This is a genomic window from Lysinibacillus contaminans, from assembly GCF_001278945.1.
Classification (GTDB): domain Bacteria; phylum Bacillota; class Bacilli; order Bacillales_A; family Planococcaceae; genus Lysinibacillus; species Lysinibacillus contaminans.
This window is the reverse complement of the sequence record NZ_LGRV01000003.1, coordinates 1,632,786-1,646,640: the sequence shown is the minus strand read 5'-3', so window position 1 is coordinate 1,646,640 and position 13,855 is coordinate 1,632,786. Positions and strand designations below refer to the sequence as shown.

At 36.6% G+C, this 13,855-nt stretch carries 14 protein-coding genes, 1 pseudogene and 1 riboswitch; of the genes and pseudogenes, 4 read left to right on the top strand and 11 right to left on the bottom strand.

Annotated features, from left to right (window positions below):
- The first annotated feature begins 13 nt into the window (after positions 1-13).
- A complete protein-coding gene (locus AEA09_RS10235; protein ID WP_053584682.1) occupies positions 14-688 on the top strand; it encodes a phosphopantothenoylcysteine decarboxylase domain-containing protein in 675 nt (224 codons plus the stop codon).
- Positions 689-866: 178 nt separating this feature from the next.
- A riboswitch (SAM riboswitch) is annotated at positions 867-962 on the top strand.
- A 78-nt stretch (positions 963-1,040) separates the two neighbouring features.
- A complete protein-coding gene (locus AEA09_RS19605) occupies positions 1,041-1,199 on the top strand; it encodes a YezD family protein (RefSeq protein WP_082332625.1) in 159 nt (52 codons plus the stop codon).
- A gap of 200 nt (positions 1,200-1,399) precedes the next feature.
- On the opposite strand, the gene AEA09_RS10230 is transcribed toward AEA09_RS19605, so the two are convergent.
- The 8 genes from AEA09_RS10230 to AEA09_RS10195 form a co-directional block, all read right to left on the bottom strand.
- Positions 1,400-1,732 carry a chitobiase/beta-hexosaminidase C-terminal domain-containing protein gene (locus AEA09_RS10230; RefSeq protein ID WP_053583738.1) on the bottom strand — a complete coding sequence of 111 codons (333 nt, stop codon included), beginning with the start codon at positions 1,730-1,732 and terminating at the stop codon, positions 1,400-1,402.
- A 106-nt stretch (positions 1,733-1,838) separates the two neighbouring features.
- Positions 1,839-2,192: a YhfM domain-containing protein gene (locus AEA09_RS10225; RefSeq protein WP_156312132.1), complete on the bottom strand. Its 354-nt coding sequence runs from the start codon at positions 2,190-2,192 to the stop codon at positions 1,839-1,841.
- A 218-nt stretch (positions 2,193-2,410) separates the two neighbouring features.
- Positions 2,411-2,590, bottom strand: coding sequence for a hypothetical protein (locus tag AEA09_RS10220; protein WP_053583736.1), 180 nt, complete (start codon positions 2,588-2,590; stop codon positions 2,411-2,413).
- A 206-nt stretch (positions 2,591-2,796) separates the two neighbouring features.
- Complete coding sequence (locus AEA09_RS10215) at positions 2,797-4,146, bottom strand: MATE family efflux transporter (protein ID WP_053583735.1); 1,350 nt, start codon at positions 4,144-4,146, stop codon at positions 2,797-2,799.
- Positions 4,147-4,241: 95 nt separating this feature from the next.
- Complete coding sequence (locus tag AEA09_RS10210) at positions 4,242-4,817, bottom strand: TetR/AcrR family transcriptional regulator (protein WP_053583734.1); 576 nt, start codon at positions 4,815-4,817, stop codon at positions 4,242-4,244.
- 608 nt (positions 4,818-5,425) lie between these two features.
- Complete coding sequence (locus AEA09_RS10205) at positions 5,426-5,647, bottom strand: helix-turn-helix domain-containing protein (protein ID WP_053583733.1); 222 nt, start codon at positions 5,645-5,647, stop codon at positions 5,426-5,428.
- A gap of 10 nt (positions 5,648-5,657) precedes the next feature.
- Entirely contained in the window at positions 5,658-6,140 is a 483-nt protein-coding gene (locus AEA09_RS10200) for a DUF2975 domain-containing protein (protein ID WP_053583732.1), read from the bottom strand.
- Positions 6,141-6,478: 338 nt separating this feature from the next.
- On the bottom strand, positions 6,479-6,967 hold the full coding sequence (locus AEA09_RS10195; RefSeq protein WP_053583731.1) for a flavin reductase family protein: 489 nt from the start codon (positions 6,965-6,967) through the stop codon (positions 6,479-6,481).
- A 180-nt stretch (positions 6,968-7,147) separates the two neighbouring features.
- On the opposite strand from AEA09_RS10195, the gene AEA09_RS10190 reads away from it, so the two are divergent.
- Positions 7,148-7,921, top strand: coding sequence for a VOC family protein (locus AEA09_RS10190; RefSeq protein WP_053583730.1), 774 nt, complete (start codon positions 7,148-7,150; stop codon positions 7,919-7,921).
- 43 nt (positions 7,922-7,964) lie between these two features.
- On the opposite strand, the gene AEA09_RS10185 is transcribed toward AEA09_RS10190, so the two are convergent.
- Positions 7,965-8,165, bottom strand: coding sequence for a cold-shock protein (locus AEA09_RS10185; protein WP_053583729.1), 201 nt, complete (start codon positions 8,163-8,165; stop codon positions 7,965-7,967).
- Between the two features lie 191 nt (positions 8,166-8,356).
- Between AEA09_RS10185 and AEA09_RS10180 the strand changes: the two genes are divergently transcribed.
- A complete protein-coding gene (locus AEA09_RS10180) occupies positions 8,357-10,036 on the top strand; it encodes a formate--tetrahydrofolate ligase (RefSeq protein ID WP_053583728.1) in 1,680 nt (559 codons plus the stop codon).
- 90 nt (positions 10,037-10,126) lie between these two features.
- Here the strand turns inward: AEA09_RS10180 and gshAB are convergent, their stop codons facing one another.
- Both gshAB and AEA09_RS10170 read right to left on the bottom strand, forming a co-directional pair.
- Entirely contained in the window at positions 10,127-12,424 is a 2,298-nt protein-coding gene (gshAB, locus tag AEA09_RS10175; RefSeq protein WP_053583727.1) for a bifunctional glutamate--cysteine ligase GshA/glutathione synthetase GshB, read from the bottom strand.
- A pseudogene (locus tag AEA09_RS10170) lies at positions 12,414-13,763 on the bottom strand (MATE family efflux transporter); the annotation flags it as partial. The gene gshAB and the pseudogene AEA09_RS10170, both read right to left, overlap by 11 nt.
- Positions 13,764-13,855 lie beyond the last annotated feature (92 nt).

Sequence of the window (13,855 nt, the reverse complement as noted above, 5' to 3'; positions counted from 1 at the left end):
AAAAGGTGAGTTTGTGGGGACATTAAAAGGAAAAACTGTGCTCATTACAAGTGGGGGAACGCTTGAAAAATGGGATCGTGTGCGCGGACATACGAATTTATCGAAGGGGAATATGGGCTGCTATTTGGCTGAGGCAGCAATTGCCGCCGGAGCAAACGTACTATATATGCACGGCTATTTTGCAAAGTTACCGGCAAATAAAGATAAAATGCGCTTAGTAGGCTTTGAAGGTATTGAAGATCTAGGAGATAAAATTCGCACTGCGGTGCAAGAAGAAAACATCGATATTGTGATAATGGCTGCAGCTGGTTCTGATTGGGTGATTGACAAGGTGTATGACCAATCAGGAAACTTAATGGAGGAAGCGGGTAAAATGCCTTCGGACGAGCCACCGATTATTCACTTTAAAAAAGCACCAAAAGTGTTAGGGAATATTAAAGGTTGGCAACCAAATGTAACATTAGTCGGTTTTAAACTAGAAGCAACAGATGATGCAGATTTTTTGCTTTCGCGTGCACGTCTGCGTATGGAATCCTCGGATGCACAGTTTATGGTAGCGAACAGTTCGCAGTCTTTATACGGTGAACAAGAGCCACATTGGATTGTACCAGCGACAGGGGAGCCCATTAAGGTAAGTGGCAAGGAAGAAACAGCAAAAGCACTAATAGAGTGTTTACAACAAATTTAAAGCTAAAAAAACTGTGCAGAGAGCAATGTATGCTGCGCAGTTTTTTGTTTTTTTACAGCATATAATAATGACAATATGAAACAATTAATATTAATTACGTAGTATTCGACTAGGTTTTGTAATATTTATGTTGACTTTAAGTTTTTGGAATTGTAGAATATTTCCAAGATGCTAAATTCCCTTATCAAGAGAGGTGGAGGGACCTGGCCTAAGGAAGCCTCGGCAACTGAACATTTCGGTGCCAAATCCAGCAGAGGGATCTGAGAGATAAGGGGCTCATCGAATCGAAATGATGCTTTGACCTCTATTTGTACACAATCGTACATGAAAAAATGATGAAGGGGTGTTTCGCATGTCTCAACAGCTGAAAGCAGATGATGAGAAGTTAGAAGCAATTGCTAAAGCAATTCAAGATTTACAGTTTGGAGAAGTGCATATTACGATTCAAGACGGCATAATTGTACAAATTAACCGACTAGAAAAACAGAGATTTCCACAAAAAAGTAAATAAAAATGGAAAGCCACAAATCGCATGAATGAATGTTTCATGCAATTTGTGGCATTTTTTAGAGTAGAGCTTAATTCATTTAAGTATTAACGAAAAGGAATGGATACAACTTGGCATGTACTAGGCTCTTAAAGGACCTCCTGTTTTAGCAGGTGGTCCTTTAAGGCTCTTTTTAACTTGATCGCCCTTTAGTTTAACTTGATTTAATCATGGGGCTCGTAGTGCTTTAACTCATCTGATGTGGGTGTACTGCCGTCTAGCGAATAATATTCAAACTGTAACGGTTGCTCTCTATCATGTACGAAATACACATACTCAATATTTTCTTCATCTGTAAAGATTACACTCACCCAGTAATTCGGAAGTCCGAAAAAATGCCATTTACATTCAAGTGACTTAATATCCGCTTCAGCATATTCCATTTCTTTCGTCAAATACTGTTGGGTTCGGTTTTCGTATATCCTTTTTTTCTGTTCCACATAGGCAAATGGCACAATTAGTAAAATGAGCAACAATAAAGCAAGCGACTTTCTCATCCCAGCACTCCTCAATACCTTTTTACTGTACTTTTCTTAACGAAGGAAACTTGCTTGTTCTTTCATTATAGATTATTTTACAAATATTTAAAAAATGGACTATCAATTATATTTCTCTATTAACTAGTTTAGTTTCGGTGATAGCTTCAAATAGCATACTCGAATCCTCTTTGTTTAAATGAACATATTGATAGCCACCTTCTATTATTTCAATAGTATCTTTGTCAGGACCTATCCAAACGGAATACGGAATTGCTTTTGCTTGGGTATCCGGATTTACAAATTGAAATATAAACTGGTAATCAGCCTCTCTTGCCATATCTACTTTAATTTTCTCCCACTCTGCGTTATGGAGTATGTCTTTTACTGCCGAAACCTTTTTCAATTTGGTAATTTCTTTAAAATCCTCAAAGATACCCATATCACTCCGTTTACCTACTTCAATTTTTTGTCTTTCCATCCCTGCACAACCGGTAGCTATGAAAAGTACTAATACAAGGGGAAGTATCTTTTTAAAATGGCACATGGTACTATTTCATTCCTTTCACTGTGTAGCATAAAATGAATAATCAGTTGTTTATTATAGTGGAACGTATGGGTTGTGAAAGTGTGGCTTAAATTAAATGAACTAATGGAATTGATGAGGAATACTATGTAAGAATTATGTTAGGGACAACGCTACTGTTTTCCCTTCCATTTATAGGGGATATTTGCCCAATCATAAAACATTGAGAAAAGGAACATTAAAATCGAGACTGCTACCGTTTCTCCCCATCTAATGCCATCTTGAAAAAAGAATTGCCATCCAATCGAAAGAATAAAAAAAGCCAATATAAATTTAATGTTTTTCTTTAACATACGTAACCCTCTTTTCGTTTCTTACCTGCTCTTTACTTCACTAATATCAAATTTTTTCTTTTCTATAGAGTAACACATTTACAAATATTGGACTTAGTGATGTGTGAATACTATTTATGTTTAGTGGCAGATCTACGAAGAAAAATCGTATTCAATGTCCAAATTAAAGTAGAAATCCCGCCACTTTGATAAGTGACGGGAGGTGTCTAAACATGTAATGAGGAATCTTTGCTATACCATTTTCTATGATAATAATAAATTGTCAGAAGTACGATTAATTCTGATGTGGGGATTGCGAGCCAGATGCCTGTTAATCCAAATAATCGAGGCAAGATCATTAGCAAGATGAGTAAAACGACTATTTCCCTTGCAGCAGTAATCCATGTGGCCATTCGGATGTGTCCGATGGATTGATAATACGTCATCATGACAAAGTTCGTTCCCATAAAGAGATACGCGATAAAGAATAGTTTAATGCCCGAAACTGCCAGCGTCATCACTTCTTCAGGGAAGTCACCGAACAAGCTAACAATCTGTGTGGCAGCAAATTGACCGATTAACACAAAGAAGATACCGGCGGCGAAAGATGTCCCAATTGCAAGTCGTACTGTTTGTTTCATTTTCTTTTCATCTTTTGCACCGCGATAATAACTAATCAATGGTTGGATTGCGGCCCCCAGTCCTAAAAATAATAACAACATCACACTATGAACATAATTCAAAATCGTAAATGCTGATACGCCGACAGTTCCAGCGAGCTCTTTAAATGCGATGTTATGTGAAATCGTGAAAACCGAAATGCCGACTTCAGCAAGAAAGCTCGGGAAACCAATGATTAATATAAGAAGGGCAAGCTTTTTGTCGAACTTGAAGCGTACAAAACGCAAATTGCTCTTTTTTCTGAAAAAATGCGTACTTAGAATAACTAGTCCAACGAATGCCCCGATTACTGTTGCAGTAGCAGCACCCTCTACGCCAAAATCAAGCACGAATAAAAACACATAGTTCAAAATGATATTGACTACTGACGTGGCAATAAGCGCAATCATTGCTGTATTTGGACCGCCATCATTTCTCACTAAAATACTAAAAGCATTTTCTACAGTGAAGACGAATCCAAACAATAACATGACGTTCAGATAACCTGATGTATATTCAAACGTATCGGCATTCGCGCCAAGTAAATACGCAAGTTCCGTCCTAAAGTAAAAGGCAGTAAGCCCGATAATCATCGTCAAAATAAAGATAGAAGAAATCGCATGTGAAAAGATGATGCGTGCTTGATCGGGTCGTTTTGCCCCCATCATAGCTGAATAACGAGTCGCAGCACCGATCCCAATCCATAACGACATGGCGACAAAAATTGTATAGACTGGGCCAGCGATACCCACACCGGCTAGAGCAACCGGACCTAATTTGTTACCGACCATAATTCCATCAACCACGATATTGACAGCCATCAATAACATTCCAACGATCGAGGGAATTAAATATCTCAAGAAAGATCTTCCGACAGATTCTGTATCTAAACGGTTTACTATTTGTTCTTTTGGCATTGCTATTTCAAATCCTTATCTATTTGTTGTTTTGTAGAACAGAAAAACTATTTGGGTTTTTATAGTTTTTTTGAGGTCGAAAAGAAACTGGCATTTTACGTGCCAGTACATTCATCATTTTTTTCTGTCATAAATCCATTCAATAATACATCCACAATCATTTCAAACGATTCCGTTATAGAGATACTATGCCCTAAAAAGAATTGTCTATCCAAGGTTATATTAGAAGCTTCTATAATCAGTTTCATCAATAAATCGATGTTCATATCCTTAATGATACCCGTTCGGATCCCTTCTTCAAGAAGTCCTTTAAGATCATCCCACTGATGCATTTCACGATTCAGCCGCTCCCACTGTGCGGGATAAGACCGTTTCAGTTGCTCCAAAATTCGCAAATCGTAAAACTCATTATATTTCGGTAAGACAACAATCGCTTTTTTAATCTTTTCAGGTAGTGTCAATTCAGGATTATCAATGATTAATCGAGTCTGTTCATCGAACTCAGTAAGCGTCAAATCGATAATGGAATCAAGTATCTCTACCTTCGATGAGAAATTTTCGTATAATGTACGCTTGCTTATTCCAAGCCGTCTTGCTAAGTCATCCATTGTGAACTTAATGCCATTATTTCGAGTTTCTTCAATGAACGCATGTATGATTCGTGTCTTCAATCCATAACCCCCAAAAAACTATAGATACCTTTTTAGTTTTGATGGTTTTATGATACTACACTGGTAGGGGAGATGTCCACTATGTGATTAGATTATATTTCTAGATATTATGTATTGTTAACATGCTGCCATTGAGGTGGCAGTTCATAAATTTTTATATATTTTAACTCCTTAAGCGCAACATAAACTGGGAATACATCCTATGTGAAGAGGTCTTTGCTGAAGTATGAGGGCCGACAATGGGCGTAACCTCAAGAGTACCTACGAGATGAGGTACATAATAAATAGGGAACAATAACGCATTTGTCATTTCTGCTGTAATGGCATCAAATCATCCAGGTAGAAGAAGTTATAGTAGTGATGGACGAGGTCGTTTTTATTAAAATGTCTGTGGGTAATTTTAAATGAAGCCGATAGCAAAAAAGGAACTACCGAATAAAGTTAGTAGTTCTTTTAATAAGGAGAAATAGCTAAACAACCATGTAAATGACACATCAATTAACAAACACGATAACAATAGTATTAGAACACAAAAACGCTTAGGGTATTTCAAAGAACCCCAAGCGTTTTAACTTTATAATGTTGGTCTTGTTAGTTGAAGATTGCCATCAAACCTGACTGTCTTCGTCACTTTTGTATTCTAAAATATCTCCAGGCTGACATTCTAAAGCCTTACAAATCGCCTCTAATGTTGAGAATCGAATTGCTTTAGCCTTTTCATTTTTCAATATCGAAAGGTTAGCCATAGTTATTCCAACCCTTCCGGACAGTTCTGTTACGCTCATTTTCCTTTTAGCCAACATCACATCAATATTAATAATAATCGCCATGTAATTCACCTCAGACCGTTAAATCATTTTCTGATTTTATATCAATCGCCTCTTTTAATAGCTTTTGTAGAACAGCGGCAAAGATTGCAATCACAAATGAAGCAAAAATCATGACCATTCCGATTACTATGATACCTGGGGCGTCGTCCATCTCCGCAATGAGATAAAAGAGTGGCATACCAAGCACATACAAGATACTGATACTGAAAGCACTGTATTTTATATTCTTTAAAGATTTTACAGATAATTCCGAGAAAGCTTTATTCTTGTCAATATAGCTTAAAAGTTTAAAAGCTTGATACAGAGCAAAATAAAAAGGTATCGCTGTCGCATACAAATCGATAAAAATGAGATATTTCAAATAAGCGCTATCAGGATACAATTCTGCTGCAAAATTTGCTATCTCAGGCACCAAAAAGATGCACAAAGCAAGAACTGGGATTCCAATAAGAATAACAGCGATCTTTAAAAAAATTGTTGTTCCTCGGTTCATATAAATTACCTCACTTATTTATTGTTCATTTCATTATAACTCTTGTTTTATCGTTTTGCGATAATTTATTATTGATTTTTATTATATTATTATTGTTATAGAAAGAACCTTTTTATTTTTGGCTCTATACCGAAATATGTGCGTGCAGACAAATCCTACACTCTTTTTGTATGAAAACGCGCTGTGAAGGTCTTGCCTGACTTGCTTTCCAGCAGGATTCATATGTAGGTTCGAATTTTTCCCCACAAAAAAAGAACTCCTGATTAATGGAGTTCCTTATTATGCACAACTTTTAATAACGCATGTCGGGCTTACTTATTTATATCATGAAGTGCATATTATTTTTCGTAAAAACTTGAAGGGATTGGTCCGAGTTGACGACGATGATAGAGCAGTGGTTCTTTGTCATTGTTGTCAATTTCAACGACATGTCCGATGAAAATCGTATGGTCACCAGCATCCACTTGCTTGAATGCTTCACATTGTAAAACGGATAAGGTATCCGATAAAATAGGTAGATTTAATGTTGAAGTAGACCAGTTTGCTTGTGTAAAACGGTCTTCTTTACTTGCAAATAACCCACATAGCTGAGCTTGATCACTTGCTAGAATATTGACCGCAAAGTTTTTTGCAGCCAAAAAGTCTTCATGTAGTTTTGATTTTTTATCGAGCGACCATAAAATTAGCAGTGGTTCGATTGAAACAGATGCAAACGAATTAACCGTTAAGCCTATCGGTTCATTTGCGCTATTTAAGGCTGTCACAACAGTCACGCCCGTTGGATAATTACCTAATGCTTGCTTAAATGCAAAAACTTTTTCAGTCATACTAATCACCTCATCTTATTTTATGATAATCATACGGCATTTGCGCTAAGAGTTCCCTACGTAATTGGTCTGATAGTTTTGATCAGGAGCACTTTTGCAGCTTTCAAACTTATTTTCATTTTAAACCAATTAAACAAATAGGTAAAGTGTATGTTATAGTGAGGAAAAGGGGGAAGTGGGATGAGTTTACAATTCGACCATCTGGTGCAGCAAGTACAATCACCAGAGGACACTAAAATGTTTTTAAACAAGCATACTATCCAGACCGTTAACGGTGGGCAACATACAATGTGGGGAACCTATAACACGTTGAGCTATTTTGGCTTAACGTATATTGAACAAATTGCGGTATATGACCGCGCCTTATTTGAGGAAGCAGCGAAATTACCGTATTCATTGCACCATACGTTTAAGCGGAATCATGAACGATTTGGCTTTTCTCGTATTGCACTGCGCACGACAAATATCGAAGGGGAGGCAGAGCGTTTACGTGCTCTAGGTTTTGAAGTTTATGGGCCTGATGCATGTAGTCGAACACGTCCTGATGGCTCACTAGTGGAATGGAAGTTACTACATTTTGGCAAACCTGACCAAGCACTTGATTTTCCGTTTTTCATTGAGTGGGCTGATGGGGATGAGGAACGTATCGCACAGCTTGAAAAAAGTGGTGCACTGGATACGAAGCAATCCATCGAGATGACGTCCGTACTATTTGTTGCTAGAAATGTGGCGGAAACAGTCGCGCTTTGGCAAGAAGTACTACAGATTCCACAGGCTATCGTGCAAGAAGAATATACTTCTTTGCAATTACCCAATATGCGCCTAGATTTCTATGGCAATAGTGTGGTTATAGCGGATAACGAAGAGGGGCCATTTGCAGTGACGCTCAAGGATCCAACTAGAGAGAAACAAACAATCATGTTCCCACACGCATTGTACTACATCAATCCATAAAAAGAAGGCATCTCATACCGTGTGTATGCAGATGCCTTTATGCTTATAATTTCACCACATTAGATGCTTGAGGACCACGAATACCCTCAATTACATCAAATGATACTTTTTGTCCATCTTCAAGTGTTCGGAAGCCTTCTTCTTGAATGCCCGTAAAATGTACGAATACATCTTCTCCATCATCACATTCAATAAATCCATAACCCTTTTCGTTGTTGAACCACTTTACGATTCCTTGTTGCATAAGCGTTCGCCTCCAATGCGCTTGAAAATAAGTATTGTATTTTGAAAAATGTGATAATTGCATTTTCTCTTAGAAGATACAGGAATTGAGGGGAGTTGTCAAATGATTGTCGAAATTTTGCATAATTGACTTTGATTAATTTCAAAATAGCTTATAATTGAGTGTGAACAATAGAGAAAGTAGGTATCATAATGACAACAACAAATAAACCATTATCAGATTTAGAAATTGCTAGTCAAGCAGTTATGAGGCCTATTACAGAAATTGCGAAAGCAGCGGGTATTCCCGAGGATGCGCTAGAGCAATATGGTCGTTATAAAGCAAAAATCGACCCATTAAAAATTGTAGCACAGGCTGCAGACGCAAAAGTTGTCTTAGTGACAGCGATTAGCCCAACACCAGCGGGCGAAGGGAAATCAACGGTTACTGTTGGTCTGGCAGATGCCATACACCAATTAAATAAAAATGTAATGGTGGCTTTACGTGAACCTTCATTAGGTCCAGTCATGGGCGTTAAAGGTGGCGCAACTGGTGGCGGCTACGCACAGGTTGTCCCAATGGAGGACATTAACTTGCACTTTACTGGAGACCTTCATGCAATCACAACAGCCAATAATGCATTATCAGCCTTTATCGACAATCATATTCACCAAGGCAATGTATTAAACATTGATCCTCGTCGTATCATTTGGAAACGAGTAATGGATTTAAATGACCGCGCACTTCGTAAAGTCGTAGTTGGTCTAGGTGGTCCTGTTCAAGGAATGCCACGTGAGGACGGCTTTGACATTACGGTTGCATCGGAAATTATGGCTGTGTTCTGCTTAGCAACAAGTATTGATGATTTACGTGAACGTTTATCAAATATCGTTATTGGTTACACATTCAATCGTGAGCCTGTATTTGTTCGTGATTTACAAGTAGAAGGCGCATTAACGCTACTGTTAAAAGACGCATTCAAGCCAAACTTAGTACAAACGTTAGAAGGCACGCCTGCGATTATTCACGGTGGCCCATTTGCGAATATCGCACATGGCTGTAACTCAATTATGGCGACTCAAACCGCTCGTAAATTAGCAGATATCGTTGTAACAGAAGCAGGTTTTGCTGCTGACTTAGGTGCTGAAAAGTTCATGAACATTAAAGCGCGCGAAGCTGGCTTTAAACCGAGTGCAGTCGTAATTGTAGCTACAATCCGTGCGCTTAAAATGCATGGTGGCGTTGCGAAAACAGAACTAGTTGGAGAAAACGTAGATGCACTATTAAAAGGTATCGCAAACTTAGCGAAACATGTGGAAACAGTTCGTGCATTTGGCGTTGAACCGATCATTGCATTAAATCGTTTCATCACAGATACAGAAGCTGAGCTTGAAGCGGTTCTGAACTGGTGCAAAGAGCAAAATGTACGTATTGCTCGCACTAACGTCTGGGAAGAGGGCGGAAAAGGTGGTATTGCACTAGCTGAGCAAGTGCTAGCTGTAATTGAGGAAGAAAATAACTTCGCACCATTATATGAAGTAACAGATTCGATTGAAGAAAAAGTACGTACAATCGTGCAAAAAGTATACGGTGGAAAAGACGTTAACTTTACAGATCAAGCGAAAAAACAAATTGCTCAAATCGAAAAATTCGGTTGGGACGTTCTGCCGATATGTATGGCAAAAACACAATATTCTTTATCTGACCAACCAAGTTTACTTGGTCGACCAGAAGGCTTTACAATTACAATTCGTGAAGTCATTCCAAAACTTGGCGCAGGCTTCTTAGTGTGCCTAACTGGTGACATCATGACAATGCCAGGATTACCAAAAGCACCAGCTGCACTACGTATGGATGTTGATAACGACGGGAATGCGGTAGGATTGTTCTAAATAAGAAATTACAAGAGTCATCTCAAATTATTGAGGTGGCTTTTTATTATAGAAAAATCGCAACGAATTTCGCTACGATTTTCTTTGTTCTTAAATTAATTCAACAAGTTCAAGGATTTTTATTGCTACATTTCTTTCTGTCCCTTGGTAGGGGTAAGAATGAATATGGATTGCAGGATTAAAATTCAATTCGATAATTGCATAAGAAGAGTGTTCATCTTCAAAATCTTCTATCATCATATCCACTCCACAAATCTTTGCGCCTACTGCTTGTGATGCTTCAACAGCAATTTGTTTAAATACTTCTGGTACTTGATCTGTAACATCAATACTGTCTCCACCAGTTGAGATATTAGAGTTCTCACGTAAATATTGACATTCACCTTTAGGAAGAACTGTATAAATTGTAAGTCCTTTTTGTTGCAAGAAGAGCTTCATGTTTTCATCTATTTCAATCTTCTCCAAAGGGGTTTTGTACCCTTTACCTCTTAATGGATCTTCGTTTTTTTGGCTGATTAGTTGTTGAATCGTTGATGTGCCATCTCCCGTAACATTGGCAGGGACTCTATGCAAGACAGCAACTGTTTCATCGCCAATCACGAGGAAACGATATTCTTTTCCTTTAATAAAAGGTTCAATAAGAATAGTGGAATCTTCACTAAAAGCTATTTCTAAACCTTTGATTAAATCTTCTTCATGCGCCCCATTCGGAAAAATCGATATGCCTAAACCAAAATTTGTTGATTTCGGTTTTATGACAAGTGGGACACCAATCCAACTACCAAGTGATTCCTTAGCAGAAGTAATATCGAAAAACTCATCGCCTTCAGGAACAACGATGTTATTTCTCTTAAGAATTTGCTTAGTCACACTTTTATTTTCCATGATTAATACAGCGACATACTGATCTTTACTTGTTTTGGTTGCTTGTTTAATGTATTGTTTATTTTCCCCTTTGGTTAATTCTATAAAATTCTCTTTTCGATCTAAAATGTGGAAATGAATACCCCTTTTAATACTTTCTTTCAAAAGTATTTGAGTGGAAAGCTCCATATCTGTATAAGGCTTTAACTTGAATCGTTCTAAGAAAGCTTCTTTTTTATGTTTTTTTGCTAGTTCCAAATGAGTTTTTATAAAACCTTTTTCTTTGCATAGTCTAGCAAGGCGATAAGAATATGTCTTTTGATAGTCAGTTAGTAATTCCTCTTTTTCTTTGAGCAGATTAGTAAAGGGGAGTCCGTACTGTTGATTCATCTCAAGAAGTTCATGAATAATGTCAATACCCCAACTTTGTAATGAAGTGGTTGAACCATTTTGAAGGAGAGCTAGTTGAAGATTTTGTCCTTCAATAGCTACCTTTTTGCTGTTTTGTTCACTCTCAAGTTGCCAATCATCATATATAGGTTCGTCTTTTTCTAAACAATATAATAAAAATAGATGTATGAAATTTAGGTCCTCAACAGATAATCCACTCTTTACAAAAGGATTAATATCGATCGTGCGAATCTCTAAATATTCAATACCATTGTTAAGTAAATTTTCACCCGAGTAGGGGGTTCCTTTACTTTTTAAGCGTATTTGTGAATATAACTCCCTTATATCTTCAAGCACACCTTTATGAATATAAGAATTTATTGAATGAACATAATGATCAATGGAAGAATAATCGAGTCGAATGAATTCTTTATTTTGATAACCACAGATACTGTTTCTATAGGAGATTGCTTTTTCATTAGAGTACGTTTCCCCAGAAATTTCTTGAAGTTTTTCTACACACTGTTGTTCATATGTTTTATGAATAATATTTGTGGCACCGAGAAAATATACTAAAAGCCAATGATAACGTAAATAGTTACGCGTAAGTTTTAAATATAGTTTTTGTTTAAAATCATGTAGTGAAATTTGCTTTTTAGATTTGCTATATAAAGCTTCTATCAATTTTTCACCTAAAGAGAAATTGATATGGATACCTGAAATTAGTTGTTTTTTTCCTCCATATTTTTGTTCTAAATACGCCCGATAGCGCTCATCTTTTCCATGATTAGAGAAAGTAGCGATTGGAATATCTTGATCTTCTGGCGTTACAGCAGGCATCGATTGTGGCCAAATAAACTCATTATCCAGTTCCAATGCAGCTATGTTATACAAAGAATCCAAAAAATCAATGGCATCACTTGTATTATGAAATACTGGTGTGACAAACTCTAATTGACTTTCAGAAAAATCGGTCGTGATATAAGGGTTTTCTTTTTTATCACCAAAAACTTCAGGGTGAGGGGTTAAAGAAAGTATACCTCTGCTAGTAACACGCAATCCTTCTCTTTCAATCCCGAAGTTAGCATCTAATATTTGTTTATTTGAAAGATTGGAAAATAGACTACATCTCATTTTTGTATTTCCTCCTAAATAGTACGTTTAAAATTACGATTGATAATATGCCTTTTACAAAAGAAGATATTGCGATGCTCAACCAAATACCGTTTAATCCGAAGATAGGAATAAGGAATAATGCTAAAGGTATTCGCATAAGAGTAAACACAATTGATATAGTTGAAGGTATTTTAGGAAGTCCTATACCTGTATATACACCATTGCAAATCATCTCCATAGCCATGAATATTTGAGATAAGCCTATAATGATTAAATAGGATGATGTGATAGCAATCGTCTCTGTATCGTTAGTAAATAGTTGAGCTAATTCCTCAGAGAAGAAGATAAAGACTACGCTCGTGAGAAGGGCATATGAAACGCCTAACAGTAAACTTATACGGTAACCATTTAGGATTCTAAGATACTTTTTTGCTCCGAAGTTTTGACCGATAAAGCTGCTTACAGCGCCATTTAAGCTCCCCATTACAATAAAAGTAACAGATTCAATTTGTAGACCAATTTTTTGTGCAGCAACTGCATCTGTTCCATAAGAAGCGATAAATTTAGCTAAAATAATGTTTATTACGGTAAAAAGTACACGTTGTGTTGACATTGGAATGCCTAGTTTTATTATTTCTAATGCTTTATGGTAATTTATTTTAATAATATCTTTTTGAAATAAAATTTTTCTGGCTAGATATATAAACAAAATAAACATAAGTAATTGTGCTATTAACGTGGCAATTGCGGCCCCAATTACTCCCCATTCCAATGTATAGATGAAAATTGGATCTAGAATGATATTAAGTAAAAGTCCAAAAGCACTAATATAGAAGCTCTGTTTATTATTCCCGAAACTACTAAACATTCTAATGAAAAATGTGTTGAAATAAGAAAAAAACAGTGCAAATCCAGATATGGCTAAGTATTGGTAGGCATTGAATTGAACGGCATGATTTTGTAAGTCCAAAAAGCCTAAAAGTTGATTTCCAAAGAATAAGAATCCGAGTATCGTTAAAATTCCTATGAGTAAGTTTAAAAACAGGGAAATCCCGATATAGGAGGTACTCTCTAAATCATTTTTACTTCCAATTGAATGAGCAATTTTTATACTTCCACCAACAACAATCATTGCTTGGATTGAATACCCTAAGTTAATAAAAAAACTTGCAGATCCCACAGATGCAATAGCATCAGGCCCGAGTCCACCAACAAAGAGCATATCAATAAAGTTATATAAAAATTGTAATAAGGAACTTCCTATTAACGGTATAGACAAAAGGGGGATAACTGAAAGTTCTTTCCCAGTAGTTAAATCAATTTTTTTCATGTGCATTCCTCGAAAACATGTAGTGTGAAAAGTTAATAATAGTAGCTGTACCTTATATTATCAGCAATTACTTGCAATTTGCAAATAATTGTTTTATATTCAAAATAATATTCGTAACT

Coding starts and splice junctions, on each gene's coding strand:
- AEA09_RS19605 (WP_082332625.1), top strand. CDS start 1,041: ATGTCTCAACAGCTGAAAGCAGATGATGAGAAGTTAGAAGCAATTGCT.
- AEA09_RS10230 (WP_053583738.1), bottom strand. CDS start 1,732: ATGAGAAAGTCGCTTGCTTTATTGTTGCTCATTTTACTAATTGTGCCA.
- AEA09_RS10225 (WP_156312132.1), bottom strand. CDS start 2,192: ATGGAAAGACAAAAAATTGAAGTAGGTAAACGGAGTGATATGGGTATC.
- AEA09_RS10220 (WP_053583736.1), bottom strand. CDS start 2,590: ATGTTAAAGAAAAACATTAAATTTATATTGGCTTTTTTTATTCTTTCG.
- AEA09_RS10215 (WP_053583735.1), bottom strand. CDS start 4,146: ATGCCAAAAGAACAAATAGTAAACCGTTTAGATACAGAATCTGTCGGA.
- AEA09_RS10205 (WP_053583733.1), bottom strand. CDS start 5,647: ATGGCGATTATTATTAATATTGATGTGATGTTGGCTAAAAGGAAAATG.
- AEA09_RS10200 (WP_053583732.1), bottom strand. CDS start 6,140: ATGAACCGAGGAACAACAATTTTTTTAAAGATCGCTGTTATTCTTATT.
- AEA09_RS10195 (WP_053583731.1), bottom strand. CDS start 6,967: ATGACTGAAAAAGTTTTTGCATTTAAGCAAGCATTAGGTAATTATCCA.
- AEA09_RS10190 (WP_053583730.1), top strand. CDS start 7,148: ATGAGTTTACAATTCGACCATCTGGTGCAGCAAGTACAATCACCAGAG.
- AEA09_RS10185 (WP_053583729.1), bottom strand. CDS start 8,165: ATGCAACAAGGAATCGTAAAGTGGTTCAACAACGAAAAGGGTTATGGA.
- AEA09_RS10180 (WP_053583728.1), top strand. CDS start 8,357: ATGACAACAACAAATAAACCATTATCAGATTTAGAAATTGCTAGTCAA.
- gshAB (WP_053583727.1), bottom strand. CDS start 12,424: ATGAGATGTAGTCTATTTTCCAATCTTTCAAATAAACAAATATTAGAT.